This is a genomic window from Umezawaea beigongshangensis (genome assembly GCF_016464305.1).
Lineage (GTDB): Bacteria > Actinomycetota > Actinomycetes > Mycobacteriales > Pseudonocardiaceae > Umezawaea_A > Umezawaea_A beigongshangensis.
Genome location: NZ_JAEIOJ010000005.1, coordinates 33,994 through 60,314, shown reverse-complemented (window position 1 = coordinate 60,314; position 26,321 = coordinate 33,994). Strand labels below are relative to the sequence as shown.

Here is a 26,321-nt window from a genome sequence, read left to right as displayed (position 1 = left end):
CAGCGTAGGTAGTGGCACCGACGACGGCGGACCGGGTACCCCTTGGCGCGTCGTGGCTCACACGGCGCAACTGACGACGAATGCACCTTGTGGGGGTACCGCGGTCTTCGTACCGTCGTGAGCCGTGCGACCACTGCGGCTCGTCCTCCCGGTGCTGGCCCTCGCCCTCGTCGCCGCGGCGCCCACCGCGAGCACGGCCGCCCCCGTTCCCGAGCGGGCGCTGGAGTGGCGCGAGGTCTTCTCCCCGGACGGCGCGATCACGCGGGTGCGGGTGCCCGTCGCGCGGGACCGGCCGCTGTCCGCGTCGGCGGTGCACGCCGAGGTGGTGCCCGTGCAGGAGACCGGTGCGCCGGAGGCGCGGTTCGACCTGGTCTTCGTCGGCGACGGGTACACCGGTGCGGAACTGGCCGCGTACTCGGAGCACGTGGCGAGCAAGTGGGCCGAGCTGTCGGCGGTCGAGCCCTTCACCTCCCACGCGCGGTACTTCAACGTGTGGCAGGTCAACGTCGTCTCGCCCCAGTCCGGGGTGGATCACGACCCGGCGCTGGGCGAGCTCCGCGACACCGCGCTGGACATGGGCTTCTTCTGCCGGGGCGATGACCCGGCCACCGAGCGCCTGCTGTGCGTGGACCAGGCCAAGGCGCGTCAGTTCGGCGCGCTCGCGCCGCAGGCCGACCAGGTGATCGCGCTGGGCAACACCGCGAAGTACGGCGGCGCGGGCGGCGGTGTCGCGTCGGCGGCGGGGGCGAACCGGCAGGCGGGGCAGATCGCCGTGCACGAGCTGGGCCACTCGATCGGCCACCTCGCGGACGAGTACGACTACCCCTACGACACCCACACCGGTGTCGAACCGTCCGAGGTGAACGTGACGAAGGACCCGACCGGCGCGAAGTGGAGCGAGTACCTGGGCCAGCCGTCGCCGGACGGCGGCGTGGTCGGCGCGTACGAGGGCGCCAGGTACCACCTGCACGGGCTCTACCGCCCGACGCAGGACTCGATCATGCGCACCCTGGGCCGCGAGTTCAACTCGATCGGCCGCGACGCGATGATCGCCGCCTTCCGGACCAGGATTCCCGAGCTGAACTGACCCGCGACCGGCACCGGCGGCGGACCGCCGGTGCCGGTCGCGGGATCAGGCGGTCTCGGCGGCCAGCTCCGCCAGGAGGGGGCGCAGGTCGTCGGCCAGCACCGGCTCCAGGTGGACGGCCGCCACCCGGTGCGCGCGGTCGAGCACGATCGTCGACGGCACCACGTTGGGCGGGTAGCCCCTGAACGCCAGCAGCGTGCGGCCCGACTCGTCGTAGATCGACGGGTAGGTCAGCTGGCGGTCGCGCACGAAGTCCTGCGGCGCCTGGCGCGAGGTCTCCCGCACGTCCAGCCCCAGCACCCGCACGCCCGACTCGCCCAGCTCGTCGTGCAGGGTCTCCATCTCGGCCGCCTCGGTGCGGCACGGCGGGCACCACTGGCCCCAGACGTTGACCACGACGACGTCCCCGGCGAAGTCGGCCAGCGACAGCTCCCGGCCCTCGTTCATCAGGTCGGGGCCGCTCAGCCCGGCGATCGGCTTGCGGTCCGCGCCGGAGTAGGTGATCCGGGTCTGCCCGGCCGGCGCGACGAACTCGTACTGCGACCCCGTCACGACGGCGTCGGTGCCGGTGGAGCAGCCCGCGGCGAACAGCAGCGCGACCACGGCGACGAGGCGCGCTCTCATGCCCCGGTCACCCGCGGGTTCGTCGCCCCGACCGGCTCGGTGTAGACGATCCGGTCCAGCTTCTCGCCCTCGAACACCAGCGACGTCAGGGACGCGAGCGAGCACTGCCTGCGGCGCGGGTCGTGCCACAGCCGCTTGCCCTCCAGGAAGCGCCGCAGCGTCCAGATCGGCAGCTGGTGCGACACGCACACCGCCTCGTGGCCCTCCGCGGCGGCGCGGGCGCGCTGCGCCGCGCCCAGCATCCGGTGCGCCAGGTCGATGTAGGGCTCGCCCCAGGACGGCCGGAACGGGTTGACGAGCTTCGGCCAGTGCTGCGGCTCGCGCAGCGCGCCGTCGCCCACGGCGACCTTCAGGCCCTCGAACTGGTTGATCGACTCCAGCAGCCGCTCGTCGGTGTCCAGCTCCAGCTGGTGCGCGTCGGCGATGGGCGTCGCCGTCTGCTGCGCACGCTCCAGCGGGGACGCCACGACGTGCACGACGTCGTGGTCCGCGAGGTGCTCGGCCACGGTCAGCGCCTGCTTCTCCCCCAGCTCCGACAACCGGAAGCCGGGCATCCGGCCGTAGAGCACTCCGGTCGGGTTGTGCACCTCACCGTGCCGCAGCATGTGCACGACGGTCCGCGTCACTTCGTTCCCTCCTGGGCGGCGGCCGCGGCGGCGGCCGCGTGGGGCAGCGCGTCCGCGACGACCTGGAAGTCGTCGTCGGACAGCGCGGCGTTGACGAACCACGCCTCGAACGCGCTGGGCGGCGCGTACACGCCGCGCTCCAGCAGGGCGTGGAAGAACGGCGGGAAGCGCCACGTCTGCGCGGCCCGCGCACCGGCGTAGTCCACGACCTCGTCGGCGGTGAAGAACACGCTGACCAGGTTCCCGGCGAACTGCACCCGGTGCTCCACGCCGGCCTGCGACAGCGCGCCGGTGAACAGCTCGCCGAGACGGGCGGCGTTGCGGTCGAGCGCCGCGTACACGTCGTCGGTGGCCGCGCGCAGCGTGGCGAGGCCGGAGGCGACGGCCACGGGGTTCCCGGACAGCGTCCCGGCCTGGTAGACGGGGCCGACGGGGGCGAGCTTCGACATCACGTCGGCGCGACCGCCGAACGCGGCGGCGGGCAGGCCGCCGGACATCACCTTGCCGAACGTGTAGAGGTCGCCGGCCACGCCCTCCAGGCCGAACCACCCGGCGCGGGACACCCGGAAACCGGTCATGACCTCGTCGACGACCAGCAGCGCGCCGTTCTCCCGGCACAGGTCGCGCAGCGCGGCGTTGAAGCCCGGCCGCGGCGCGACGGCCCCCATGTTGCCCGCGGCGGCCTCGGTGATCACGCAGGCGATCTCGCCGGGGTTGGCGGCGAAGGCGGCCCGCACGGCGTCCACGTCGTTGTAGGGCAGCACCAGCGTGTCGGCGGCCTGCGCGCCGGTCACGCCGGGAGAGGTGGGCAGGCCGAGCGTCGCCACGCCGGAGCCCGCCTGGGCGAGCAGCGCGTCGACGTGGCCGTGGTAGCACCCGGCGAACTTGACGACCTTGCGGCGCTCGGTGAAGCCGCGGGCGAGCCGCACGGCGCTCATCGTGGCCTCGGTGCCCGAGTTGACCAGGCGCACCTGCTCCACGGGGGCGACCCGGCCGACGATCTCCTCGGCCAGCTCGATCTCGCCCTCGGTGGGCGTGCCGAAGGACAGGCCGTGCACGGCGGCCGACCGGACGGCGTCGACGACCTCGGGGTGCGCGTGGCCGAGGATCATCGGCCCCCACGACGACACGAGGTCCACGTACCGGTTGCCGTCGGCGTCCCACAGGTGCGAACCGGCGCCGCGCACCATGAAACGGGGTGTGCCGCCCACCGAGTGGAACGCCCTGACCGGCGAGTTCACCCCGCCGGGGGTCACGGTCGCCGCTCGCTCGAACAGCGCCTGGGATCGGGTGGTCTCCGCTGTCGTGCTCCTAGCTGTCACGACACCCAGTCTCACACGAGCCGCGCAGTGGCCAGGGCCACGTCCCTCCTCAGCGAGAACGGCGGCGGACGCGGGAGGCCAGCACGAACTGGCGGACGGCGTCGAGCGCGAACACGGCGGCGAGCGTCGCGAGGCCGACGGCCGCGCCGAGCCAGTTGCCCCGGTACCTGCTGCCGGGCAGCGGCTCGGGACGGCCCTCGATCGGGTACTCCAGCGGCACGACGCCCCGGTTCCAGCACCACACCGCCGCCACCGCGAGCAGCAGCACGAGGACCACCTCGGCGGCGGCGACCAGCGCGCGCCGCGGCTGGTGCAGCGCCGACGCGAAGACCGGCGGCCCGGCGTCGTCCCGCGCGGTGTCGTCGTCCAGCTTGACCGGTGGTGCCGTCACGGGCGCTAGCCTCTCACGCCGGGAGCACCTCGCGCAGGCCCCTGCGCAAGGCGTCGGGGTCGCGGGCCCAGGCGATCACCACGGTGCCGTCGGCGAGCCGGACGGGTAGCTCGGTGGTGCCGCGCGGAACGTTCCAGCCGCCGCCGAGCACCCGCGCGCCCACGGGCCGTCCCACGTCGTCGACCTCGGCGAGGTCGGAGACGCGCAGCGTCTCGCGGCCCTGGCGCAGGACGCCGCGGGTGAGGCGGACCGAGCCGATGGCGCGCCGGCCCTGCACCCACACGGCGGCGGGCAGGGCCAGGGCGGTACCGGCGGCGAGCCACGGCAGCACGAGCACGGGCCCGGTGAGCGCCTCCACGCCGATGGCGACGAGCGCGAACAGCGGCCCCCAGAGCACCGGCCACCACGTCGCGCCCCGCTCGGCGTGCAGCACGGGGCCGTCGTCGTCCGTCACGACCCGCTCGCGGCGAAGTACCCGCGGGTGGCGGGGACGAAGCTCGCGGTCACGGCCAGCGGCGGCAGCACCACGCGCAGCACCAGCACCAGCCACCCGACGACCAGCGCGGCGCCGGTGTACCCGGTGCCGTCGCGCACCGCGACGACCAGGTGGACCACGGCGAGGGCCTCCGCGAGGAACGCGCCGCCGCACAGCGCGACGCGCGCCGCGTGCCTGCCGAACAGGAACGAGAGCGCGCCCCACAGGACCAGCACCACGAAGCACAGCATCAGGAACAGGTCGAACGCGGACCAGCCGGCGTCGGCCTCGCCCGCGACGAGGTCGCGGGCCAGCGTGCCCACCGGCCAGGTCAGCGAGGCGAGCAGCCACAGGACGAACGCGACGACCACCGCCCCGGGACGGCCGGCGCCCGTGACGGTCGTCTGCACCGGGTTCATCGGCGCCGGGTACGGCATCGCGCCGGGCGGGTGCGGGCCGCGCCCGCCGGCCGGGTGGTCGACCGGGCGCAGCGGGTTCTGGCCGTACGGGTCGAACGGGGGTCGTGTCACCTGCTGCCTCCCGCGGCGACGTACCGGTTGGCCGCGGGCAGGAACATCAGCACGACGGCGGCGAGGGTGAGCAGCACCGTCAGCACCACGGCGAACAGGCCGACACCGCGAACGCCGCCCCAGAGGTCGTCCGTCGCGAACACGGAGAACCAGACGAGGCAGTACAGGGCGGCCGGCGCGGTGAGCAGGGTCAGGAAGATCCGCGCCCAGGCCCGGCCCAGCCGCAGGTTGAGGGCGCCGACGAGGTAGGGCGCGGCGGCCACGACGAAGCCGACGACCGTCATCGCCACCGTGATGCGGAACAGCAGACCGGCCGCGGCCACCTCCTCCGGCGTGAGCCCCTCACCGGCCTGCACGGCGGTCGTGAACGCGTCGTCGCGCAGCAGCATCATCACCGGCACGGTCAGCACGCTCAGGACGAGGGCGGCGATCCAGCACCAGAACGAGGCGACGAGCTCGGCCGGGCGAGCGGGGGGCGGCCCGCCGGACCACGCGTCGCCCGGCATGGGGGCGTGCCAGCCCAGCGGGGTGCTCACCGGCACGACGTCGTACTGCTGACCGTGCGGGTGGTACTGCGACATGCCGGTCTCCCAGGTCGTGGTTCAGGAGTCTCGTCGGTGGAGGTCGTGATCGGCGTGGTTCCCGGCGCGGCCAGCACGAGCACGGACTCCTGGAGCACGACCTCTTCGTGATGAGCTGGCACCACTGTGCCGCACTCGACCCCGTGCGCGGCGCGGATCGACGCACGTCGCGTCCGGCGCACCGCGCGCGGCGGGGGCGCGGTGCGGGGAACGGGCGTCAGTCTCGGCGCTGAGCCGCGGTGAAGTACTGGTTGGCGCCGGGGAGGAACAGCAGCACGGTCGCGACGATCCCGACGAGGGCCACGAGCAGTCCGAGGATCGACACGCCGACGAGCTGGAACAGCAGGCTCGCACCGGTGAGCAAGGCCAGGACGACGCGGGCCCAGTTGCGTCCGGCGCGGGCCTTGAACGCGAACAGCACGTACAGGGCCGCCACGACGAGGCTGACCGCGACGGCGGCGAGCAGCGTCGTCAGCACCAGCGAGTCGACGTGCTCCTGGCCGAGCGAGGCGCCCTCCGGGGTGGAGCGCACCTGGTCCACGACGGCGTCCCGCTGGGTCAGGACCAGCAGCGCGCTGATGGTGGAGAGCACGGCGCCGGCGATCCACAGCCAGAACGACGCCCGCACCTCCTTCGGCGGCGGCCCGGCGGGGCCGTCGCCCGAGGCGCGCAGCTCCGACTCGTTCAGCGGGGGCGCGGCGAACGGTCCGGCGTCGGAGGGCGGCGGCGGAGGCGCCGGGGGGAAGGACCGCTGCGGCTGGTCCGGTTCAGGAGGTGTGGTCATCCCCCGCACGCTAGAACCGGGCACCGGGGCTGTCCACCGCGAACCGGACGCCGGTGCCACGTCCCGGTGGTGGACGGAGCCGCCCACCACCGGTCGCGATCAGCTGGCCTTGAAGAACCTGCTGGACTCCGGCTTGAACATGAACACGATCGCGCCGACGATCACGACGGCGCCCGCGAGACCCAGCAGCGCCTGGAGCACACCCAGGAAGCCGATGCTCAGCAGCACCGAGATGCCCAGCACGCTGAACAGGACGGACAGCGCGCCGAGGACGGTCAGCACGATGCGGGCCCAGTTCGCCCCCTTGCGCATCTGGAGCACGACCACGACCCAGAGGGCCACGATCACGAGGGAGAAGATGATGCTGCCGTAGCCGGGGGCCGCGCTCTCGGCGATCTCGGGCGGGAGGCCGCTGTCCTTGACGTACTGGTCGACGACCGCCTGCTGGGTGACGAAGCCGAGGAGGTTCGCCACGACGCTGAGGCCCGCCGCGATCAGCCACAGCAGGTACGCCGTGTCCACCGCCTTGGGCCGCTCGGCGGAGCGCAGTTCGCTCTCGTTCAGCGGGGGTGCCTGGTTGTAGTGGGGTTCGTTCGGGTTGCTCATGCGCGGAACGTAAACAGCCGAGGTCAGGCTGTCGACCGAGTTACACGATCCGTTAGCTACCGTTGGCTACGACGCGATCACCGAGAGACGGATCACGAAAGTGACCGTTGACGGAAGGGGTGAACAGCAGCGTCAGCGCGGTGGCGTCGACGAGTGCCGTGACGACCAGAAAGGCCAGGTCCACGCGGTTGACGACCAGTCCGGCCGCTGCGGAGAGCCCGGCCGCCAGCAGTACGAAACGGGTCAGGGTGAACAGCAGGCCAACTCCGCCCACGACGGCCAGCACGACCCGCGCCCACCGCCGTCCGCGCACGGCGAACGCGCCCGGCACCGCGTAGAGCGCGACGAGCCCGGCGGCGAGGACGAGCCCGAACAGCACGCTCGCCGACACCGCCGAGTCCACCTCGGCCTGCCCCAGCCACGGCTGCACCTCGCGCACCCGCTCCGCCAGCATCCGCCGGTCCGCGAGCTGGAGCACGAACCGCGTCGCCCCCAGCACCGCGCCGGCGGTCCACAGCCACCGCGACAGCACCAGCGGCCGGGGCGGGGCGCTCAGTCCCGGTCGAGCCACCCGGCGACCTCGGTCGCCCAGTACGTCAGCACGACGTCGGCACCCGCGCGGCGGATCGAGGTGAGCGTCTCCAGGATCGCGCGGTCCCGGTCGATCCAGCCGTTGCGGGCCGCCGCCTCGACCATCGAGTACTCGCCGGACACCTGGTAGGCCGCGACGGGCACGTCGGAGATCTCGGCGACCGCGCGCAGCACGTCGAGGTAGGCCAGGGCGGGCTTCACCATCACGGCGTCGGCGCCCTCGGCGAGGTCGAGCACGACCTCCCGCAGCGCCTCGCGGCCGTTGCCCGGGTCCTGCTGGTAGGTCTTGCGGTCACCGCTGAGCTGGGACTCGACGGCGTCGCGGAACGGGCCGAAGAACGCGGAGGCGTACTTCGCCGAGTAGGCGATCAGCGAGGTGTCGGTGAACCCGGCCTCGTCCAGCGCGGAGCGCAGGACGCCGATCTGGCCGTCCATCATGCCGCTGGGGCCGAGCGCGTGGGCTCCGGCGCGGGCCTGCGCCACCGCCATCTCCGCGTAGACCTCCAGCGTGGCGTCGTTGTCGACGGTGCCGTCGGCCGCCAGCACGCCGCAGTGGCCGTGGTCGGTGAACTCGTCGAGGCACGTGTCGGCCATCAGGACGGTGCTGTCGCCCAGCTCGGAGCGCAGGTCGGCCAGCGCGGCGTTGAGGACGCCGTCGGGGTCGACCGCGCCGGAGCCGACCGCGTCGCGCCGCTGGGGCACGCCGAAGAGCATCAGACCGCCCACACCGGCCCGCACGGCCTCCTCGGCCGCCCTGCGCAGGGAGTCGCGGGTGTGGTGGTGCACGCCCGGCATGGAGGAGATCTCCACGGGGGACGTCGCGCCCTCCTTGACGAACACCGGCAGCACGAGCTGACGCGGGCGGATGGTGGTCTCGCTCACCAGCCTGCGCATCGCGGGGGTGGTGCGCAGCCGCCGGGGGCGGTGGGACGGGAACACGGCGTGCTCTCCTCTGCAGAAGAAGAAACCCCCGTTCACGGGTGCGGTCGGCGTACGACCGCACCCGTGGACGGGGGTACCGACATCAGGACCGGCGCAGGCGCTTCGTCTTGCGCGGCGGCGGCAGCGCACCCTCGGCGCGCAGGCGGGCCGCGTGCTGGGCGAGCGCGTCCACCAGGGCGGGCACGTTGGCGTCCTCCGGCTGCACGTCCACGCGCAGGCCGAACTCGCGCGCGGTCTCCGCGGTCTGCGGGCCGATGCAGGCGACCAGCGTGCGGGCGTGCGGCTTGCCGGCGATGCCGACGAGGTTCCGCACGGTCGACGACGAGGTGAAGCACACCGCGTCGAAACCGCCCGACTTGATCATCTCGCGGGTGTCGGCGGGCGGCGGCGCGGCCCGCACGGTGCGGTACGCCGTCACGTCGTCGATCTCCCAGCCCCGGTCGCGCAGACCGGCGGCGAGGGTCTCCGTGGCGATGTCCGCCCGCGGGAGCAGGACGCGGTCGACCGGGTCGAGGATGTCGTCGTAGGGCGGGAAGTCCGCGAGGAGACCCTCGCTGGACTGCTCGCCGGACGGCACCAGCTCGGGGATGATCCCGAACGAGCGGACCTTGGCCGCCGTGCTCTCGCCGACGCAGGCGATCTTCACGCCGGAGAACGCGCGGGCGTCCAGGCCGAACTCGCGGAACTTCTCCCACACGGCGCGCACCGCGTTGGTGGAGGTGAACACCACCCACTGGTAGCGGCCGTCGACCAGGCCCTTGACCGAGCGCTCCATCTGCGCGGGGCTGCGGGGCGGCTCGACCGAGATGGTCGGGACCTCCACCGGGATCGCCCCGTGCGAGTGCAGGCGGTCGCTCATCGCGCCGGCCTGCTCCTTGGTGCGCGGCACCAGGACCCGCCAGCCGTAGAGCGCCCGCGACTCCCACCAGGAGAGCTTCGAGCGACCGGCCACGGCCGCGCCCACGGTGACGACGAGCGGGCCCGACAGCTCGCCCGCGTCGGCCGCCAGCGACGCGAGCGTCGTGTCGATCGTGCGCTGGCTGAAGCCGGTGCCGTCCGCGGTCACCGCGACGGGCGTCTGCGGTGCGAGGCCGTGCTCGACGAGCGAGGACGCCGCCTCGGCGAGGTGGCTGCCGGACGCGTGCAGCACCAGCGTGCCGGGCGCGGCGGCGAGGCCGGCCCAGTCCACGGTGCCGCGGACGTCGACCTCGGTGTGCACGGCGCCGAGCGCGACGCCCGCGTAGGCGGGCACCGCCGTTCCGGCGGGTACTCCCGGGACGACGTCGAACGCGATGCTGGTGCGGGAGACGGCCTGCGCCTCCTTCACCACCGCGTCCAGCGTCAGCGGGTCTCCGGCGACGAGTCTGACCACGGTGTGGCCGTTCTTCGCCTCGGCGACCAGGTCCTTGGCGACGTCGGCGGGTTCGCCGACGGCCGGGCGGATCTCGACGCCCTCGGGGACCGTGGCGACGACGTCGGCCGGTACGTCCGGGTCCGTCACCACGAGTTCAGCCCTGGAGAGCAAGTCGTGGGCCCGGACTGTGAGAAGCCCGGTGTCGCCGGGGCCGGAGCCCACGAAGGCGATGCGTCCGGGGGTCTTGCGTGCGCGGGTCATCAGGGCACTCCCCATCACTTACGCCTCTGGGCCGCTGAGCACGGCGGCCCCGAGGTCGAGCAACTCGGCGGCCAGCGCGCGACCGAGTTGCTCTGCTGCGGTCAAGTCACCGGTGGCGGACGCTCGGAGAATCGCGTTCTCCGGAGTCGCCGCGACCCCGCGCAACGACAGTCGGAACACGACGTCGTCTCCGTCGAGGTCTTCCACCACATCGGCCAGCGCGCCGACCGGCGCGCTGCAACCAGCTTCGAGCGCGGCCAGCATCGCTCGTTCGGCGGTCACGGCGGCCCTGCTGGCCGAATCGTCCAGTGTGGACTGAAGAAGGTGCTCGGTGTCGACGTCGTCGACCCGGCACTCGATTGCGAGCGCGCCCTGGGCGGGCGCGGGGAGCATCTGGATGGGGTCGATGGTCTCGGTGATCTCCGAGACCCTGCCCAGTCGTGCGATGCCCGCACGGGCCAGCACGACGGCGTCCAGCTCGCCGTCGGCCACCTTGCGGATGCGGGAGTCCACGTTGCCGCGCAGCGGCACGATCGTCAGGCCCAGCCCCAGCGCCTCCAGCTGCGCCGCACGCCGGGGCGACCCGGTGCCGACGGTCGAGCCGGAGGGCAGCTCGCCCAGCGTGAGGCCGTCGCGCGCCACGAGCGCGTCGCGCGGGTCCTCCCGCTGCGGCACGGCGGCCAGCACGAGGCGCGGGTCGGGCGCGGTGGGCAGGTCCTTGTAGGAGTGCACCGCCACGTCCACCTCGCCGTCGGCCAGCGCGTCGCGCAGCGCGGAGGTGAAGACCCCGACACCGATCTCCGCGATGGGCGCCGACGAGCGGTCACCCGGCGTGGACACCGTGACGATCTCCACCCGGGCGCCCGCGCGTTCCAGCGCGTCGGCGATCAACCCCGTCTGAGCGAGCGCCAGCGCGCTGCCCCTCGTACCGATCCTCAGGATGCGGTTCACCGCTTCTCACCGTCCACAACGGACTTGTCGTCGCGCGCCGACGGCGCGCGACCGGGTTGGCTGACCGCGGACGGTGCCTGCGGGTCGAGCCCGAACAGCTCGCGGAGGGCCTCCGCGTAGCCGGAACCACCGGGGGAGGACGCCAGCTCCTTCACCCGCACGGTGGGCGTGTGCAGCAGCTTGTCCACCACCCGGCGAACGGTCTTGGCGAGCTCGCCGCGCACGGCGCCGTCGAGCTCGGGCAGCCGGGAGTCCAGGCGCAGCAGCTCGGCGTCGACCACCTCGGCGGCGCGCTTGCGCAGCGCGGTCACGGTGGGCGTCACCTCGGCGGAGCGCTGGCTCGCCAGGTACTCGCGGACCTCCTCGGCCACGATCTCGGCGGCGCGCGCGGCGTCCTGGCCGGTCGGGGCGTCGGTGAGGCGCTGCTGGAGGGTCTCCAGGTCCACGACCCGCACGCCGGGCAGCTCGGCCGCGGCGGGGTCGACGTCCTTGGGCAGACCCAGGTCGCACACGACGAGCGGGCGGCCGGGGTCGCGGTCGGCCAGCGCGGAGGTGAGCAGGTCAGCGCCGACGACGGTGTCGACCGAGCCGGTGCACGCGAACACCACGTCGGCGTCGGCCAGCTCGGAGCGCAGCTCCACGAGGGCGACGGAGGACGCGGACACGCCCTCGGCGCGCAGCGCGGCGGCCAGCCGCTCGCCGTTGGCCGCGGTGCGGTTGGCGATCACGACCTCGCCGATGCCCGCGCGGCGCAGGTGGGCGGCGGCGAGGCCGCCCATCGACCCGGCGCCGACCAGCAGCGCGCGGCGACCGGCGAGGCCGCCCAGCGCCTGCTCGGCGTCGGCCAGCGCCTCGGACACGACGGACGCGCCGGCGTGGTCGATGCCGGTGTCGGTGTGCACGCGCTTGCCGACGCGCAGCGCGTTCTGCGCCAGCTCGTGCAGCGTGCGGCCCGCGGTGCCCGCCTCGTCGGCGGTGCCGTAGGCCGACCGGAGCTGGCCGAGGATCTGGGACTCGCCGACGACCATCGAGTCCAGGCCGCCGGCGACGGAGAACAGGTGCTCCACGGCCGCGGCGGCGTAGTGCACGTACAGGTGGTCGAAGAGGTCGGCGGGCTCGACGCCGGCGTGCTCGGCGAGCACGTCCACCACCTCGTTCACCCCGCCGTGGAACGTCTCGACGACGGCGTAGACCTCGACCCGGTTGCAGGTCGACAGGACCAGGGCCTCGGAGACGCCGTCGGAACCCAGGAGGCGGTCGAGCACCTTGCCGAGCTGGGACTCGGCGACGGTCACCCGTTCGAGGACGGGGACGGGTGTGGTTCGGTGGGAGAGGCCGACCGCGAGCACGCTCATGCCGTCACCACGTCTCCGCGAACCGTCCGGTTCGCGGTCCGTTCGATCCGCGCACTCACGGGCGAATCACCACGCCTTCCACGCCCACTCCGTTGACCATGCCGTTGGCGGCCTGCTCGGCAGATGCCTCGTCAGCCCTGCGGGCGACGTGGAAGGACAAGATCTGCATCTCGACCGCCAAGTCGACCTTGCGCACCTCGACGTGGTCCGGAACCTGGAGCACGACGGGTGCGAAGTTCAGAATGCACTGGACTCCGGCGGATACCAAACGGTCGCAGACGGCCTGCGCCGCGGGCGGCGGTGTCGCGATGACGCCGATCGACACCTCGCGCGAGGCGCAGACCTGCTCGATCTCGTCGATGTGGCTGACGGGAATGCCTCCCACGGGCACTCCGGTGAGGTCGTCGTCCACGTCGAACAGGGCGACGACCGGAAAGCCGCGGCTCGGAAAACCGCCGTAGTTGGCCAGCGCGTGACCAAGATTACCGATTCCGACGACCGCGACGCTGTGCTTGCGGGTCAGGCCGAGGATGCGCTCGATGTGGCTCACGAGCACCTCGACGTCGTAGCCGACGCCGCGCGTGCCGTAGGAGCCGATGTAGGAGAGGTCCTTGCGGAGCTTCGCCGAGTTGACCCCGGCGGCGGCGGACAGCTCCTCGCTGGAGATGGTGGTCACGCCCCCGTCGACCATGCCGGAGAGGACCCGCAGGTAGACGGCGAGCCGTGCGACGGCGGCCTCGGGGATGGCGCGGGCCCGCTCGCGCACCGCGGGGCCGTCGAGGTCCGGCGCGGCAGTCGCCGGGGTGGTGGTCACGACCTCGTCACCCGCGCCCCGCTTGACCGCCACGCTGGTACTCCTCACCGACCACGAGATGCGAGCGCTGGACCGCCGGGTGGTGCACCCCGTTCCCGGGGTGGAGCACGTCCGCTTCCGGCGCAGTGACGATTCCACCGTACCGCTTGTGAACGTGTGCACAAAGTCGGAAGACGACGACGCGGGACCGCGCGGCGAGGTGACCTGGTCACCTCGCCGCGCGGTGGTCCTCGCGGTCGTTCGGAGCGCGGAAGGTCAGGCAGCGGGCGGCGTCAGCACCGTGTCCAGCACGAACACGGTCGCGTTCTTGGTCGGGACGTTGCCGCAGAGCACCTTCGCGCCGTTGACCGTCATGTTCTCGCCGGAGCCCTCGATCGTGAGGTCCTGGTCGGTCAGCGACTTCACGGTTCCGGCGGACTCCAGGCCCGCGGCGTCGTAGCGCTTGCCCACGACGTGGTACTGCAGGATCGGGCCGAGGGTGGCCGCGTCACCGGCCAGCTCGGCGAACTTCGCCTCGCCGAGCGCCTCGAACGCCGGGTCGGCGGGGGCGAAGACGGTGATGGCGGGCGCGGAGTTCAGGGTGTCGCCCAGGTTCGCGGCGCCGACGGCGGCCGTGAGCTTGGTGAGCAGGGGGTTGTTGCTCGCGGCGGTGGCCACCGGGTCGGTGACCATGCCCTGCAGGGAGCCCTTGTCGCTCGGGTCCTGCGGGACGGAGGCGCAGCCGGAGCCGAAGACGTCGGTCGTCTGGGTCACGCCGTCGCTCGCGCCGCTGCTGCTGGGCGCGGCGGAGGTCGAGGAGCCGGTCGTCGGAGCGGAGGCCATCATCGACGAGGCGACGCCCGACGCGGCGGTCGATGCCGTGTCACCGCCGCCGCAGGCGCTGAGCGACAGGGTGGCGGCGGCGAGTGCACCGATGGTGGCGATCTGGGTCTTCCTCACGCGGATCACTCCTCTGCGTTCCCGGTGGGGCCGGGTCCTTCGATTGCTTCGTCTTACACTGAGACCTTCGAAGGCGGCCGGTTCGCGGTTCGCATTTCACGCGATCGAGTTGCTCACTTCTTCGTGAAGAAGATCGAGTGCCAGCCGGTGGCGCCGTCCGGGACCGGGTCGAGGCGCTCCTGCGGCTGGGTGAACCCGGTCTTGTCCGTCGCGCGGCACTCCACGGTGTGCCCACCGGGCGCCAGGTCCAGCTCGACGCGCCACATGCGCCAGGTGGAGTCGTTCACCTCGGCGGAGAGCCGCGCGTCCTGCCACGGACCGCCGTCGACGCGCACCTCGACCTTCGCGATCCCGCGCGGCTGGGCGTAGGCCGTGCCGGTGACGACCGTCCTGCCCGGTCCGACCGTGGACAGTCCGATCGGCGAGTCGACGCGGGACTGCGTCTTGATCGGCCCGCGCACGCCCCAGCCGCGCTCGATCCAGTACGGCCTCCTCGCGGCGAAGGTCGTCAGTTCGAGGTCGACGACCCACTTCGTCGCCGAGACGTAGCCGAACTGACCGGGCACGACCATCCGCACCGGGAAGCCGTGCTCGACCGGCAGCGGCTCGCCGTTCATGCCCAGGGCGAGCAGCGCGCCGGTGTCCTCGGCCAGCACCACGTCGGTGGGCGTGCCGGCGGTCCAGCCGTCGACGCTGGTGCTGAAGAGCTGGTCGGCTCCCGGCCGGACCCCCGCCTCCATCAGCACGTCCCGCAGCGGCACGCCGACGAAGTTCGCGGTGGAGACGTACGGGCCGCCGACCTCGTTGGAGACGCAGGTCATGGTGATCGTGCGCTCCACGAGGTCGCGGTCGCGCAGGTCGGCGTAGCGCAGGGTCAGCTCCCGGTCGACCATGCCGTGCACCCGCAGCGACCAGTCCTCGGCGCGCAGCCGGGGCACGGTGAGCGCGGTGTCCACGCGGTAGAAGTCCCGGTTCTGCGTGAGGAACGTCGGCGTGCCCTCGGCGGCGAAGTCGGCCCCGGCGGGCACGGCGGGCGCCCTCGTCGCGGGCGTCAGGTCGCCGACGGCCCGGCGCGAGCCCTCGACGTCCGCGCTGCCCGCCAGGAGCTGACCGGCTCCCCCGGCGATCCCGGCGCTCGCGGCGACCGCGCCGGAGGCGACGAGGAACGAGCGCCGCGACGGCCCGCCGGTGGGCGACGGCTCGTCCGCGCCGGCCGCCGCCAGCGCCTTCGCGTGCAGCAGGCGGAACACCGCGACCCCGACGACGAGGCTCACGACGGGCGCGAAGACCCCGAGACGGCCCACGTCGGGCCGGGCGAGCACCGCGGCCACGCCGACGAGGCCCAGCACGACGGCGAACGCGGAGCCGGGCAGCGCGCCGCGCCGCGACAGCACGCCGGCCAGCACGGCGAGCAGCAGCAGCACGACCGCCATGCCGCCGAGGAGGACCAGCTTGTCCGCGGTCCCGAACGTGCGGATCGCGAAGTCCTTCACCGGCGCAGGGGTGAGGTCGACCGCCGTGCTGCCGACTGCCAGGTACGGCGAGGCGGACGGTCCGACGACGCCGGCCACCAGGTGACCGGCCCCGAGCGCCGCCAGCACACCCAGCACACCGATCAGTCCCGCGACGGGCACGCTGATCGACGGTCGTCCCGGCTTCGTGGCGTCCATGCTCGGCATTCGGCTCCCAGCGCTCGGCGGTTCGCACCGCGGGTCCGAGTCAGGCGAGGGCGGCCCTCAGCCGGGGCTCCTCGACCTCCCAGTAGCCGTGCTCGGTCCCGTCGACCAGGATCACCGGGACCCGGTCGCCGTACTCGGCCCGCCACTCGGGATCGGTGTCGACGTCCTCGACGGACCAGGTCGCGCCCAGTTCTCCGCAGACGCGCTCCACGTCGGCCTCCGCCCGCTCGCAGGCGTGGCAGTCGACCCGGCTCATGACGGTCACGTGATGTCCCACCCGACCATCCTGCACCGGTCGCGCCGCGCTCTCAGGTCAGGGGGCCGCGCAGGCGGGAGCGGACCAGCTTGCCGGTCGGGGTGTGCGGCAGCGCGTCGGCGAACTCGACCACCGCGGGCACCTTGAAGCGGGCGAGGCGGGCGGCGCAGTGCCGCACGACCTCGTCGGGCGTCAGCTCCGCGCCCTCCGCGAGCACGAGCACCGCCTTCACGGTCTCGCCGGTGCGCTCGTCCGGCACGCCCACCGCGGCGGCCTCCGCGACCTCGTCCAGCTCGCAGAGCACCCGCTCGACCTCGTGCGGGTAGACGTTGAAGCCGTTGACGATGATCAGGTCGCCGGCCCGGTCGACCAGGTGCAGGTCGCCGTCCGCGTCGAGGTAGCCGACGTCGCCGGTGCGGAACCAGCCGTCGGCGGCCGGGCCGTGCGCTCCGTCGGGCCAGTAGCCGCTGAACAGGTTCGCCCCGCGCACGGAGACCAGGCCGGTGCCCGGCTCGTCCTCCTGCAGGTCCAGCGGCGACCCGTCGCTGTCCACGAGGCGCAGCTCGACGCCGGGCAGCGGGCTGCCGACCGATCCGGGCTTGGCCAGGCCGCCGACCAGGGTGGACGTCAGCACGGGGCCCGTCTCGGTGAGGCCGTAGCCCTCGTACACGGGCAGGCCGACGCCGCGCCGCACGCCGTCGAGCACACCGGCGGCGAGCGGGGCCGCGCCGGAGGTGAACAGCCGCACGCTGGCCAGCCCCTCGCGCAACCGGTCCTGCGGCAGGGCCAGCAGCGCCCGGTACACGGGCGGCACGCCGACGACCGTGGTCACCCGGTGCCGCCGCACGGCGGCCAGCGCCGTCTCGGCGTCGAAGCGCTCCAGCAGCACGCCGGTGGCCCCGGCCCCGGCGACCTGGAACAGGCCGGGCCCGAGGCCGTAGACGTGGAACAGCGGCAGGGCCAGCAGCACCCGGTCCCCCGCGGCGACCGGGGCGGGCCGCAGCGCGGCGCACTGGGCGACGTTGGCGAGCAGCGCCCGGTGCGACAGCATCGCGCCGCGCGGGACGCCGGACGTGCCGGAGGTGTAGCCGAGCACGGCGACGTCCTCGCCGGACCCGACGGCCGCGAACTCCCCGGCCGCGGTCGCGTCCGGGTCGGGGGCGTCCAGCACCCGCACGCCCGTCGCGCCCTCGCCGTCGCCGACGAGCAGCGTCGCGCCGCTGTCGCCGAGCACGCGCTCCAGCTCGCGCGGCGGCTGGCCGGGGCCGAGCGGCACGGCCACGGCGCCCGCGCGCAGCGCGCCGAACACCGCGACGCAGAAGGCCGCGCCGGTGGGCAGCCGCACGACGACCCGGTCGCCGCGGCTCAGCCCGGCGGCGACGAGCCGCGCCGCCTCCGCGTCCACGGCTCCGTCGACCTGCCGCCACGTCCAGGACGCGCCGGTGGCCGCGTCGATCAGGGCGACGTGCTGCGGATCTCCGGCCGCCGAGGTCCGCACGAGGTCGGCGACGTTGCGGGCGGGGGACTCGTGCACCGACACCGTGACCTCCTGGCAGCGACTGCGATCTTCCGGGCAGTCTGTCACGGCGAGGGTCCCCGCCCACAGGGGTCCGCCCGCGCGGCGCGCACTACCTACTACGGAGTAACAACACGTATGCTGCCCTTCCGGTGACTCTGTGGAGGTGCCGCCGCCCGATGACCGCCAGAGCACGCCCCAGCACCGCTCGGACGTTCCGCGTCGCGCGGGGCGGCGCGGACGCTCCCGCCGACGACCGACCCGTCGCCGAGCCGTGGGACCTGGTCCGAGCCGCCCAGGAGGGCGACTCGGACGCGTTCGGCGAGCTCTACGACCGCTACGTCGACGTGGTGTTCCGGTTCGTGCTGTTCCGCGTGAACGACCGCTCGCTCGCCGAGGACGTCACCAGCGAGACGTTCCTGCGGGCGCTGCGCGGCATCGGCTCCATCAGCTACCAGGGCCGCGACGTGGGCGCGTGGTTCGTGACGATCGCCCGCAACATCGTCTTCGACCACGTGAAGTCCAGCCGCTACCGCCTGGAGGTCACGACCCCCGAGCTGGCCGACAACCGCGAGGTGACCGACGGCCCCGAGCAGGAGGTCATGACCGAGGCGACGAACGCCGAGCTCATGCGCTGCATCCAGCAGCTCGGCGACGACCAGCGCGAGTGCATCGTCTTCCGCTTCCTCCAGGGCCTGTCCGTGGCGGAGACGGCCGCCCTCATGGGCCGCAACGAGGGAGCCGTGAAGGCCCTCCAGCACCGCGCGGTGCGCCGCCTGGGGCAGCTGCTGCCGAGCTGGCTGCGCTGAACTCACCCGGAATCACGTGCCACGCCGTAACCCGGCGGCCCCCGCGTTCGTTGACGTGGTCGAGAACCGGTCGAGGTTGGTAGTGGGACGGTGGACAGAGGCACCACGCCGAGAGGGCGTCAGAGGGAGCGCGAGGCGTTCGCCCGCGCGGTCGAGTCGCGCCAGGGAGGCGACTCGACCGACCCCGCGACGCCGGGCGGGCTGGCCGGCGACCTCGCCGTCGTGGCCCTGCTGCGGCGCGCGGCCCCCCTCAGCGGCCCCACCGGCGAGGAGCGCGACCGCATCCGCCAGCGCGTCCTGCACGCTCCGGGAGGCGGCACCACCCCGCCACCGGCGCGCACCAGCGCCCGCGGCCGCCTGCTCGTGGCGCTGGCCGCGGCACTGTGCCTGGTGTTCGCCCTCGCCGGGATGTCCCTGCTGCTCAGCCGCGGCGCGCTGCCGGGAGACGCGCTCTACGCGGTGAAGCGCAACGCCGAGTCGGCGTCCCTCGGCCTGACCTTCGGCGAGCGGGAGCGGGCGCTCAAGCACCTGGGGTTCGCGGCGGCGCGGCTGGCCGAGATGGAGACGATGACCGACCGCTTCCGCGAGTCCGGCGGAGGCCCGGCCGGCGGTTACCTCACCGCGCTCACCGACTTCGACGCCGACACCGCCGAGGGCGCGCGGCGGCTCGCGACGGTCGGCGTGAACTCCGACGCGGCGGCGCTGACGCTGCTCGCCGACTGGGCGCGGTCGCACGGGCAGCGGCTGTCCGCGCTGCGGCCCCGGACGCCGTCGCCGGTCGTCGAGCGCGCCGGGACGAGCCTGGACCTGCTGGACCGGGTCCGGCAGCGCGCCGACGAGCTGCTGGCGCGGTCCGCCTGCCTGCCCGTCACGTCCGGCTCGGCCGACGAGGTCGGTCCGGTGCCCGCGCGGGAGTGCGCGCGGGCACCGGTGGTGCCGAACTCCTCCACGGGCGCGCTGACGCCCGCCCCGACGGTGCTCCCCGGTCCGCCCGCACCCACCGACGAACCCACCGACGAGCCCGGCGGCGGGTCGGCGCGGCAGCTCCCGGCTCCCCCGGTCGCGCCGGTCCCCCCGGCGACGAGCGACCGGCCCTCCGCGCCGCCCCCGTCCGGCACGCCGGCCCCCGCGCCGCCGCCGCCGACGACCACCGCACCGCCCGTGCCGACCCCGCCGCTGCCCCTGCCGCTGCCGTTGCCGCTGCCCCTGCCGCTGCCCCTGCCCGGTGTCGAGGTGCCCGCACCGGCCCCCGCCCTGCCCGGCATCGGTACCGGTGGCTGATCGCTACCCTTGGGCCTCGGGCTCGTCGCGGATCGGGAGGGCTGGCGTGGCACGCAGGCGTGAGGTGGAGAGCTCCGCGGAGCGCGAGCGGCTCGCCGCACTCGCGGGCGAGGCGTCGGCCAGTGCCGCGCTCGCTCTCCCGCCCGGCCCCGAGCCGTCGGCCACCGTGGCGACGGACCTCACCGCCGCGGCGTTCTTCGACGTCGACAACACGATGATGATGGGCGCGTCGATCTTCCACTTCGCCCGCGGGCTCGCCGCGCGCAAGTACTTCAAGAACTCCGACCTCGCCGGGTTCGCCTGGCAGCAGATCAAGTTCCGAGTCGGCGGCCGGGAGGACCCGCAGAGCGTCGCGGCCAGCCGCGAGCAGGCCCTGTCGTTCGTCGCGGGCCGCAGCGTCGCCGAGATCATCACCCTGGGCGAGGAGATCTACGACGAGCTGATGGCCGACAAGATCTGGACGGGCACGCAGGCGCTGGCGCAGATGCACCTCGACGCCGGGCAGCGGGTGTGGCTGGTGACGGCCACGCCCGTGGAGCTGGCCCAGATCATCGCCCGCAGGCTCGGCCTCACCGGCGCGCTGGGCACCGTGTCCGAGAGCGTCGACGGCGTCTACACGGGCCGTCTCGTGGGCGACCTGCTGCACGGCAGGGCCAAGGCCCACGCGGTGCGCGCCCTGGCGGCCAAGGAGGGCCTCAACCTGCGGCGCTGCACGGCCTACTCGGACTCGGCGAACGACGTGCCGATGCTGTCGGTCGTCGGCACGGCGGTGGCCGTGAACCCCGACTCCGGGCTGCGCGAGACGGCCCGCAGGAAGGGCTGGGACGTGCGTGACTTCCGCACCGGCCGCAAGGCGGCCAGGATCGGCGTCCCCTCCGTGCTCGGCGCGGGCGCGGTGGCCGGGGCCGTCGTGGCGGGCCTGCACCACCGCCGCCGCTCCTGACCACCCCCTAGCCCAGGAAGACGTTCTTCCGCTGCGTCAGCAGCCGGTAGAGGGTCTGCTGGACGGTCTCCCGCACCTGGTCGGTCAGGTTGAACACCAGCATCGGGTCGTCCGCGGCGTGCTCGCCGTGCACGTCGGTGCGGATCGGCTCGCCGAACTCGATGTACCACTTCGACGGCAGCGGCACCGCGCCGAGCGGCCCCAGCAGCGGGAAGAACGGCGTCACCGGGAAGTACGGGAACCCGAACAGCCGGGCGAGCGCCTTCACGTCGCCGATCATCGGGTAGATCTCCTCCGCCCCGACGATCGAGCACGGGACGATCGGCACACCGGTGTTCAGCGCGGCCGAGACGAAGCCGCCGCGGCCGAAGCGCTGGAGCTTGTAGCGGTCCTTGAACGGCTTGCCGACGCCCTTGAAGCCCTCCGGCCACACCCCGACCAGCTCACCGGAGCGCAGCAGCCGCTCGGCGTCGGGGTTGCAGGCGAGCGTCTGCCCCGACTTGCGGGCCAGCGCGCCCAGCACGGGCGTGCGGAACACCAGGTCGGCGCCGAGCATCCGCAGGTGCCGCTGCGCCGGGTGCTCGTTGCGCACGGCGTAGGCGGTCATCACGGCGTCCAGGGGCAGCGTCCCCGAGTGGTTGGCCACCAGCAGCGCGCCGCCCTCGGCCGGGATGTTGTGCATCCCGATCGTCTCGACCCTGAACCACTTCTCGTAGAGGGCGCGGAACGGCGGCATGAGGACGTGATCGGTCAGGTCCTCGTCGAAGCCGAACTCGTCGACCCGGTAGTCACCGGCGATCCTGCGGCGCAGGAACGCCGTGAAGTCCGCGAGGCGCCGCTCCCGGTCCGACTCGTGCTCCGCCTCCCCGGCGTCCGGCACGGCGGCCAGGTCCTCCGCCTCCGCGGCGGGACGGGTCGTGCGCTCACGGCCCGCGCCGTGCAGCGGGATCACACGTGCTCCTGCCAAGTCGTCCATCTCCCGGGGGTCAGCGGAACCTGGCGGCGACGTCGAGGACTCCCCGCTCGACGGCGGCCACCCGCTCCGGGTCGACGAGCGGGCGCAGCCCGCGACCGCTCACGTAGTCGTCGAACGCCTGCTGGGTGGTCCAGCGGGGCGTGAAACCGAACTCGCGCTTGAGCAGGGTCGTGTCGACCACCCTGCCCCAGTTCAGAAATCTCATCTGATCGGGTGAGAAGTCGACGAGCCGCGCGCCGCGGAAGAGCCGCCCGACCGTCGGCACGGCCTGGCTGGGCACCGGCAGCACCAACCGGCCCGCGCGGCGGATCGCCTGCGACAGCAGCAGCACCCCGTCACCGCCGACGTTGAACACGCCGGGCAGGTCGTGGGTGGCCGCGCGCTCCAGGACCGCCAGCGCGTCCTCGGAGTGCAGGAGCTGCACGCGGGCGTCGTAGCCGAGCACGGTGGGCACGACCGGCAGGGCGAAGTACCTGGTCAGCACGGTGTCGATGCGCGGACCGATGAAGTTCGTGAACCGCAGCGTCGTCACGGCGACGTCCGGGCGGCGACGGCCGAACCCGCGCACGTAGCCCTCGACCTCGACGGCGTCCTTCGCGTAGCCGCTCGACGGCAGGTCCTTCGGGCCCATGTCCTCGGTGAACACCGCGGGGTCGCGCGAGCTGGACCCGTACACGGCGCTGGTGGACTTCACGACGAGCTTGCGCACCCGCGGCGACTTCTGGCACGCGGCCAGCAGCTGCATCGTGCCGATGACGTTCATCTCCTTCATCGCCGTCCTGCCGGTGGGACCGGGCGGGTTGGCGGTGACGGAGGCGTGCACGACGGTGTCGACTCCCGCGCCGCTGATGATCTTCGCGATGAGCGGGTTGCGGATGTCCGCGCGGACGAACTCCGCCCGGCCCATGCGCCGCAGCAGGTCGCGCGACGGCGGCACCGTGTCGACGCCGAGCACGCGCTCGACGTTCGGGTCGGCGGCGAAGCGAGCGGCGAGGTGACCGCCGAGGAAGCGGCTCACCCCGGTGACGAGAACGACCTCGGGCGCCATGCGACTCCACATCCGAACCAGCGGGCGAATCCGACGATGCTACAAGCCGGACCGTGGGCGCGATCACCTCGGAACGCGGCCCCGACGCAGGTCACGCGGACACCGGCGGGTTGTCACCCGTTCAGCCCCGCGAGATCTCGCCGTCTGCGAACGTACTCCCGGGGAGCGGGGTGCCGCTCGACGAGCGGCCCCCGCAACCGCGACCGCCGCCGTCCCGGCGGACCGGGGCGGCGGCGGTGCAGCGCGTGTGAGAACCCGCGTGGTTACTTGCCGCGCTTGCGACGCTGCACGCGGGTCTTGCGCAGCAGCTTGCGGTGCTTCTTCTTCGACATGCGCTTGCGGCGCTTCTTGATGACCGAGCCCATGCGGGTTCCTTAGCTCTAGACGTTGGTGGTTCACGCTCTCGTGCGGCGGCACCGGCAGAGTCGCGAACCCCCTGGCTGCAGGGCGCGCGGGTACCACGCACGAACGGCCTACGACTTTACCCCGCAGGCCGAGCGGAGCCGCCCCCGCCCCTCGCCACCGGCTCTAACCGGCGTCGAAGTAGGCGTTCTCCAGGTAGGCGTGCACGGCCTTCTCGGGCACCCGGAACGACTTGCCGACCCGCACCGCGGGCAGCTCGCCGGAGTGCACCAACCGGTACACCGTCATCTTCGACACGCGCATCATGGCCGCCACCTCGGCGACCGTCAGGAACTGCACCTGAGTGAGGCCCGTTCGATCGTTCTCCTTCGCAGACATGCATCACCGCGTCCTTCGACACGTGTCGTGCCGTCGGCTTCCCCACCGACGGTTCGACACGCACGTGCTACCTCTGAGAGTAGCGGGACAGGTGGTGCGACTGCGACGGCCGAGTTCGCCGGGTGCGCCTGATGGCCGTGCCGTATCACCCGATCGCGAGAGGCGGAGGAGGCGCTGCGTGATCAGTCCGTCCGGTGGGCCGCGCCCAGCTCCACCGAACGGTCCCGAGCCGCCTCGATCGCCGCGAGCAGGGCGGCGCGGACACCGTGCTTCTCCAGCTCGCGGATCGCCATGATCGTCGTCCCGGCGGGCGACGTGACGGCCTCGCGCAGGATCACCGGGTGCTGACCGCCCTCGTCGAGCATCGACGCGGCACCGACCGCGGACTGGATGATGAGCTGCCCCGCGAGGTCGCGCGGGATGCCGAGCAGGATGCCCGCGTCGATCATCGCCTCGACGAGGTAGAAGAAGTACGCGGGCCCGGAGCCGGAGAGCGCCGTGACGGCGTCCTGCTGCGACTCGGGCACCCGCGCCACCTTGCCGACGGTGGACAGCAGCTCCTCGACCAGCGCCAGGTGCTCGGCACCGGCGTGCGCGCCGGCGGAGATCGCGCTCATCGCCCTGCCGACGACCATCGGGGTGTTCGGCATGACCCGCACGACGGGCGTCCCCGGCGGCAACCGCCGCTCGAACAGCGCGGTGGGCAACCCGGCGCAGAGCGACACGACCAGCGTCCGGGACTCGATCACCGGAGCGAGCTGGTCGAGCACGGGCTCGATGTCCTGGGGCTTGACGGCGACGACGAGCACGTCGGCGAGGTGAGCGGCCTCGGCGACGTCGACCCCCCGCACCCCGTACCGGGCGGTCAGGGAAGCGGCGTGCTCGGGGTGCTTCTCGGTGAAGACGAGGTCGGAGGCGTCCCGCCCACCCTGCAACAGCCCGGAGAGCAGAGCCTCCCCGATCTTCCCGGCCCCGATGACAGCGATGGTCGTCATGGAGGAGATGAAAGCAGTGGCGCACGAGCTCAGCACGCCCACCCCGGTGCTGAGCCCCGCACCCGGCCCGCCGGGAGCCCGCCGGGGGGAGGGCTCAGCCCGCGCCCACCAGCGCCAGCTGACGGGCCTGGCACACCAGCCGTCCCGACGAGTCCATCACCACGGCGTCCTCGTCGAACCACTGGCCGTGCACCGCGCTGCACGTCACCCGCACGCGCAGCCAGCCGGGCGCCGGACGGGAGCGGAGCAGGGCGGTGAGCTGGACCGTGGGCGACCAGCCGAAGCGGCCCAGGTTGAACGTCACCGGCATGGAGATGTCCCCGGCCACCAGCGCGAAGTACGGGTCTGGGCGTTCGCCGTGCGGACGCGCCCACAGCCTCAGCACCAGCGGCTCGGTGGTGCTGCCGGTGAGGAACCCGGCGCCCGCGCGGTCGAGCCGCACCTCGCAGGCGGTGCCGATCTTGTAGATCACGTTGGAGCCGGACTGGAGCGACGCCAGGTCCACGGAGTCCGCCGGCGGCTCGGCCGGCATCTCGGGCAGGTCGGCGTAGTCGGCGGCCGCGTCCGGGATGCGTCCGGCGGTCACCGAGCCCTCCACGCAGACCTGGCCGCGCTGCTCGATGGTCACGGTCACGACGGTGGCGGTGCGTCCGGCCTTGCGGACGTCGGTGCGCAGCAGCACCGGCCCCACCTCGGGGGCGCGCAGGAACTGGGCGCTCACGGAGAGCGGGCCGAGCCCGTCACCGGCGGCCTGCGCGGCGGCGCGGGCCAGCAGCGCGATCAGGAATCCGCCGTGGGGCTTCGGACCGACGGTCCACGCGGCGGGCAGGGACGCGGTGAAGGTGCCGTCGCCGAGCGGGCGCACGGCGTTGGCCTGGGAGAAGGGCAGCAAGGGGTTCCTCTGACGTGCCGTCATGAGCGGGTGGCCAGTGCGCGGAGGAAGAACGCGGAGTTGGCCGGCCGCTCCGCGAGCCTCCGCATCAGGTAGCCGTACCACTGGCGTCCGTACGGGACGTACACGCGCACGACGTGCCCCTGCGCGGCGAGCCGGGTCTGCTCGACGGGCCTGATGCCGTACAGCATCTGGTGCTCGTAGGTGCCCGGTTCGCGGCCGTACCAGCGGGCGCGCTCGCCGACGATCTCGACGAGCCGGGGGTCGTGCGTGGCGAACATCGGGTAGCCGTCGCCCGCGAGCAGCGCGTTGACGCAGCGCACGTAGTTCAGGTCGACCTCGTGGGGACTCGCGAACGCGACGTCGGCCGGTTCGGCGTAGGCACCCTTGCACAGCCGAACCCGCGAACCCGGCCCGGCGAGGGCGAGGCAGTCGTCCCCGGTGCGCCGCAGGTACGCCTGGAGCACCGCGCCGACCGAGGGCCACGTGCGGCGCAGCTCGGCGAGGACGCGCAGCGTGGAGTCGGTGGTGGTGTGGTCCTCCATGTCGAGGGTGACCGTCGTGCCGCACTGCTCGGCGGCGGCGCAGATGCGGGAGGCGCCGGTGAGGGCGGCGTCCTCGCCGAGCGCCTGCCCCACGGCGGAGAGCTTCACGCTGACCTCGGCGTGCCGCGCCAGGCCCTCGGCGTGCAGCAGGTCCAGCAGTTCCAGGTAGGCGCCCACCGTGCGTTCCGCGGTGGCGCGGTCGCGGGTGTCCTCGCCCAGGTGGTCCAGGGTGACGCTCAGCCCGTCGGCGACGAGGGCGCGCGTCGCGCTGATCGCGTCGGCCGTCGTCTCCCCCGCCACGAACCGGCGCACGACGTCGCGGCTGACCGGCGCACCGGCGACCGCGCGGCGCACGGCGTCGTTGTCCGCCGCGGCGAGGATCAGCGAGCGCAACGGATTCACGATCC

30 protein-coding genes are annotated in these 26,321 nt (G+C 73.6%); 4 read left to right on the top strand and 26 right to left on the bottom strand.

Going from position 1 to position 26,321, the window contains the following annotated elements; all coding sequences use genetic code 11:
* Positions 1–124 precede the first annotated feature (124 nt).
* Positions 125–1,087: a M64 family metallopeptidase gene (locus tag IMZ35_RS14710; protein ID WP_199441643.1), complete on the top strand. Its 963-nt coding sequence runs from the start codon at positions 125–127 to the stop codon at positions 1,085–1,087.
* 45 nt (positions 1,088–1,132) lie between these two features.
* Here the strand turns inward: IMZ35_RS14710 and IMZ35_RS14705 are convergent, their stop codons facing one another.
* From IMZ35_RS14705 to IMZ35_RS14615, 19 genes are all read right to left on the bottom strand, one after another.
* Complete coding sequence (locus tag IMZ35_RS14705) at positions 1,133–1,711, bottom strand: TlpA family protein disulfide reductase (RefSeq protein WP_199441642.1); 579 nt, start codon at positions 1,709–1,711, stop codon at positions 1,133–1,135.
* Positions 1,708–2,316 (bottom strand): histidine phosphatase family protein, encoded by a 609-nt coding sequence (locus IMZ35_RS14700; RefSeq protein WP_199441892.1) that lies wholly within the window; start codon positions 2,314–2,316, stop codon positions 1,708–1,710. The genes IMZ35_RS14705 and IMZ35_RS14700 overlap by 4 nt, the downstream gene beginning before the upstream one ends.
* Before the next feature lie 17 nt (positions 2,317–2,333).
* On the bottom strand, positions 2,334–3,659 hold the full coding sequence (gene hemL, locus IMZ35_RS14695) for a glutamate-1-semialdehyde 2,1-aminomutase (protein ID WP_199441641.1): 1,326 nt from the start codon (positions 3,657–3,659) through the stop codon (positions 2,334–2,336).
* A 49-nt stretch (positions 3,660–3,708) separates the two neighbouring features.
* Positions 3,709–4,050, bottom strand: a complete 342-nt coding sequence (locus tag IMZ35_RS14690) for a hypothetical protein (RefSeq protein WP_199441640.1) — start codon at positions 4,048–4,050, stop codon at positions 3,709–3,711.
* Between the two features lie 13 nt (positions 4,051–4,063).
* Positions 4,064–4,504, bottom strand: coding sequence for a transport-regulating membrane protein Mce1N (gene mce1N, locus IMZ35_RS14685; protein WP_199441639.1), 441 nt, complete (start codon positions 4,502–4,504; stop codon positions 4,064–4,066).
* Positions 4,501–5,055 (bottom strand): hypothetical protein, encoded by a 555-nt coding sequence (locus IMZ35_RS14680; protein WP_199441638.1) that lies wholly within the window; start codon positions 5,053–5,055, stop codon positions 4,501–4,503. Before IMZ35_RS14680 ends, mce1N begins: the two co-directional genes overlap by 4 nt.
* On the bottom strand, positions 5,052–5,636 hold the full coding sequence (locus tag IMZ35_RS14675) for a hypothetical protein (RefSeq protein ID WP_199441637.1): 585 nt from the start codon (positions 5,634–5,636) through the stop codon (positions 5,052–5,054). The genes IMZ35_RS14680 and IMZ35_RS14675 overlap by 4 nt, the downstream gene beginning before the upstream one ends.
* Before the next feature lie 217 nt (positions 5,637–5,853).
* A complete protein-coding gene (locus tag IMZ35_RS14670; protein ID WP_199441636.1) occupies positions 5,854–6,420 on the bottom strand; it encodes a hypothetical protein in 567 nt (188 codons plus the stop codon).
* 99 nt (positions 6,421–6,519) lie between these two features.
* Positions 6,520–7,026, bottom strand: a complete 507-nt coding sequence (locus tag IMZ35_RS14665) for a hypothetical protein (RefSeq protein ID WP_199441635.1) — start codon at positions 7,024–7,026, stop codon at positions 6,520–6,522.
* Between the two features lie 52 nt (positions 7,027–7,078).
* Complete coding sequence (locus tag IMZ35_RS14660; RefSeq protein ID WP_199441634.1) at positions 7,079–7,597, bottom strand: hypothetical protein; 519 nt, start codon at positions 7,595–7,597, stop codon at positions 7,079–7,081.
* Positions 7,579–8,556 carry a porphobilinogen synthase gene (gene hemB / locus IMZ35_RS14655; RefSeq protein WP_199441633.1) on the bottom strand — a complete coding sequence of 326 codons (978 nt, stop codon included), beginning with the start codon at positions 8,554–8,556 and terminating at the stop codon, positions 7,579–7,581. The genes IMZ35_RS14660 and hemB overlap by 19 nt, the downstream gene beginning before the upstream one ends.
* An 85-nt stretch (positions 8,557–8,641) precedes the next feature.
* Positions 8,642–10,174 carry a bifunctional uroporphyrinogen-III C-methyltransferase/uroporphyrinogen-III synthase gene (locus tag IMZ35_RS14650; RefSeq protein WP_199441632.1) on the bottom strand — a complete coding sequence of 511 codons (1,533 nt, stop codon included), beginning with the start codon at positions 10,172–10,174 and terminating at the stop codon, positions 8,642–8,644.
* 18 nt (positions 10,175–10,192) lie between these two features.
* Positions 10,193–11,125, bottom strand: coding sequence for a hydroxymethylbilane synthase (gene hemC / locus IMZ35_RS14645; protein WP_199441631.1), 933 nt, complete (start codon positions 11,123–11,125; stop codon positions 10,193–10,195).
* A complete protein-coding gene (locus IMZ35_RS14640) occupies positions 11,122–12,480 on the bottom strand; it encodes a glutamyl-tRNA reductase (RefSeq protein WP_199441630.1) in 1,359 nt (452 codons plus the stop codon). The genes hemC and IMZ35_RS14640 overlap by 4 nt, the downstream gene beginning before the upstream one ends.
* A gap of 55 nt (positions 12,481–12,535) precedes the next feature.
* A complete protein-coding gene (locus tag IMZ35_RS14635) occupies positions 12,536–13,327 on the bottom strand; it encodes a redox-sensing transcriptional repressor Rex (RefSeq protein ID WP_438816872.1) in 792 nt (263 codons plus the stop codon).
* A gap of 222 nt (positions 13,328–13,549) precedes the next feature.
* Complete coding sequence (locus IMZ35_RS14630) at positions 13,550–14,233, bottom strand: fasciclin domain-containing protein (protein ID WP_199441629.1); 684 nt, start codon at positions 14,231–14,233, stop codon at positions 13,550–13,552.
* A gap of 113 nt (positions 14,234–14,346) precedes the next feature.
* On the bottom strand, positions 14,347–15,903 hold the full coding sequence (locus IMZ35_RS14625; RefSeq protein WP_199441628.1) for a molybdopterin-dependent oxidoreductase: 1,557 nt from the start codon (positions 15,901–15,903) through the stop codon (positions 14,347–14,349).
* Positions 15,904–15,952: 49 nt separating this feature from the next.
* Positions 15,953–16,189, bottom strand: a complete 237-nt coding sequence (locus tag IMZ35_RS14620; RefSeq protein ID WP_199441627.1) for a glutaredoxin family protein — start codon at positions 16,187–16,189, stop codon at positions 15,953–15,955.
* 31 nt (positions 16,190–16,220) lie between these two features.
* Positions 16,221–17,708 (bottom strand): AMP-binding protein, encoded by a 1,488-nt coding sequence (locus IMZ35_RS14615; RefSeq protein ID WP_307868138.1) that lies wholly within the window; start codon positions 17,706–17,708, stop codon positions 16,221–16,223.
* A 155-nt stretch (positions 17,709–17,863) separates the two neighbouring features.
* Here IMZ35_RS14615 and IMZ35_RS14610 point away from each other — a divergent pair, with 155 nt between their 5' ends.
* The 3 genes from IMZ35_RS14610 to IMZ35_RS14600 all read left to right on the top strand — a co-directional run bounded on the left by IMZ35_RS14610 (position 17,864) and on the right by IMZ35_RS14600 (position 20,717).
* Positions 17,864–18,493 (top strand): sigma-70 family RNA polymerase sigma factor, encoded by a 630-nt coding sequence (locus IMZ35_RS14610; protein ID WP_199441626.1) that lies wholly within the window; start codon positions 17,864–17,866, stop codon positions 18,491–18,493.
* Between the two features lie 90 nt (positions 18,494–18,583).
* Positions 18,584–19,774, top strand: coding sequence for a DUF5667 domain-containing protein (locus IMZ35_RS31425; protein WP_199441625.1), 1,191 nt, complete (start codon positions 18,584–18,586; stop codon positions 19,772–19,774).
* Positions 19,775–19,820: 46 nt separating this feature from the next.
* Complete coding sequence (locus IMZ35_RS14600) at positions 19,821–20,717, top strand: HAD family hydrolase (RefSeq protein ID WP_199441624.1); 897 nt, start codon at positions 19,821–19,823, stop codon at positions 20,715–20,717.
* Between the two features lie 7 nt (positions 20,718–20,724).
* Here the strand turns inward: IMZ35_RS14600 and IMZ35_RS14595 are convergent, their stop codons facing one another.
* The 7 genes from IMZ35_RS14595 to IMZ35_RS14565 form a co-directional block, all read right to left on the bottom strand.
* Complete coding sequence (locus tag IMZ35_RS14595) at positions 20,725–21,693, bottom strand: lysophospholipid acyltransferase family protein (protein WP_199441623.1); 969 nt, start codon at positions 21,691–21,693, stop codon at positions 20,725–20,727.
* A 10-nt stretch (positions 21,694–21,703) separates the two neighbouring features.
* Positions 21,704–22,741 (bottom strand): NAD-dependent epimerase/dehydratase family protein, encoded by a 1,038-nt coding sequence (locus tag IMZ35_RS14590; protein ID WP_199441622.1) that lies wholly within the window; start codon positions 22,739–22,741, stop codon positions 21,704–21,706.
* A 263-nt stretch (positions 22,742–23,004) separates the two neighbouring features.
* A complete protein-coding gene (locus IMZ35_RS14585; RefSeq protein WP_015105422.1) occupies positions 23,005–23,106 on the bottom strand; it encodes a 30S ribosomal protein bS22 in 102 nt (33 codons plus the stop codon).
* A gap of 163 nt (positions 23,107–23,269) precedes the next feature.
* Positions 23,270–23,482 carry a helix-turn-helix domain-containing protein gene (locus IMZ35_RS14580; protein ID WP_199441621.1) on the bottom strand — a complete coding sequence of 71 codons (213 nt, stop codon included), beginning with the start codon at positions 23,480–23,482 and terminating at the stop codon, positions 23,270–23,272.
* A 182-nt stretch (positions 23,483–23,664) separates the two neighbouring features.
* The gene (proC, locus tag IMZ35_RS14575) at positions 23,665–24,477 is read right to left on the bottom strand and encodes a pyrroline-5-carboxylate reductase (protein WP_199441620.1); all 813 of its coding nucleotides are present in this window, start codon (positions 24,475–24,477) and stop codon (positions 23,665–23,667) included.
* 94 nt (positions 24,478–24,571) lie between these two features.
* Complete coding sequence (locus tag IMZ35_RS14570) at positions 24,572–25,393, bottom strand: thioesterase family protein (RefSeq protein ID WP_199441619.1); 822 nt, start codon at positions 25,391–25,393, stop codon at positions 24,572–24,574.
* Positions 25,390–26,316 carry a proline dehydrogenase family protein gene (locus IMZ35_RS14565; protein WP_199441618.1) on the bottom strand — a complete coding sequence of 309 codons (927 nt, stop codon included), beginning with the start codon at positions 26,314–26,316 and terminating at the stop codon, positions 25,390–25,392. The genes IMZ35_RS14570 and IMZ35_RS14565 overlap by 4 nt, the downstream gene beginning before the upstream one ends.
* Positions 26,317–26,321: the final 5 nt, after the last annotated feature.

Coding starts and splice junctions, on each gene's coding strand:
- IMZ35_RS14705 (WP_199441642.1), bottom strand. CDS start 1,711: ATGAGAGCGCGCCTCGTCGCCGTGGTCGCGCTGCTGTTCGCCGCGGGC.
- IMZ35_RS14700 (WP_199441892.1), bottom strand. CDS start 2,316: ATGCTGCGGCACGGTGAGGTGCACAACCCGACCGGAGTGCTCTACGGC.
- IMZ35_RS14675 (WP_199441637.1), bottom strand. CDS start 5,636: ATGTCGCAGTACCACCCGCACGGTCAGCAGTACGACGTCGTGCCGGTG.
- IMZ35_RS14670 (WP_199441636.1), bottom strand. CDS start 6,420: ATGACCACACCTCCTGAACCGGACCAGCCGCAGCGGTCCTTCCCCCCG.
- IMZ35_RS14665 (WP_199441635.1), bottom strand. CDS start 7,026: ATGAGCAACCCGAACGAACCCCACTACAACCAGGCACCCCCGCTGAAC.
- IMZ35_RS14650 (WP_199441632.1), bottom strand. CDS start 10,174: ATGACCCGCGCACGCAAGACCCCCGGACGCATCGCCTTCGTGGGCTCC.
- IMZ35_RS14640 (WP_199441630.1), bottom strand. CDS start 12,480: ATGAGCGTGCTCGCGGTCGGCCTCTCCCACCGAACCACACCCGTCCCC.
- IMZ35_RS14625 (WP_199441628.1), bottom strand. CDS start 15,903: ATGGACGCCACGAAGCCGGGACGACCGTCGATCAGCGTGCCCGTCGCG.
- IMZ35_RS14610 (WP_199441626.1), top strand. CDS start 17,864: ATGACCGCCAGAGCACGCCCCAGCACCGCTCGGACGTTCCGCGTCGCG.
- IMZ35_RS14595 (WP_199441623.1), bottom strand. CDS start 21,693: ATGGACGACTTGGCAGGAGCACGTGTGATCCCGCTGCACGGCGCGGGC.
- IMZ35_RS14590 (WP_199441622.1), bottom strand. CDS start 22,741: ATGGCGCCCGAGGTCGTTCTCGTCACCGGGGTGAGCCGCTTCCTCGGC.
- IMZ35_RS14585 (WP_015105422.1), bottom strand. CDS start 23,106: ATGGGCTCGGTCATCAAGAAGCGCCGCAAGCGCATGTCGAAGAAGAAG.
- IMZ35_RS14580 (WP_199441621.1), bottom strand. CDS start 23,482: ATGTCTGCGAAGGAGAACGATCGAACGGGCCTCACTCAGGTGCAGTTC.
- proC (WP_199441620.1), bottom strand. CDS start 24,477: ATGACGACCATCGCTGTCATCGGGGCCGGGAAGATCGGGGAGGCTCTG.
- IMZ35_RS14570 (WP_199441619.1), bottom strand. CDS start 25,393: ATGACGGCACGTCAGAGGAACCCCTTGCTGCCCTTCTCCCAGGCCAAC.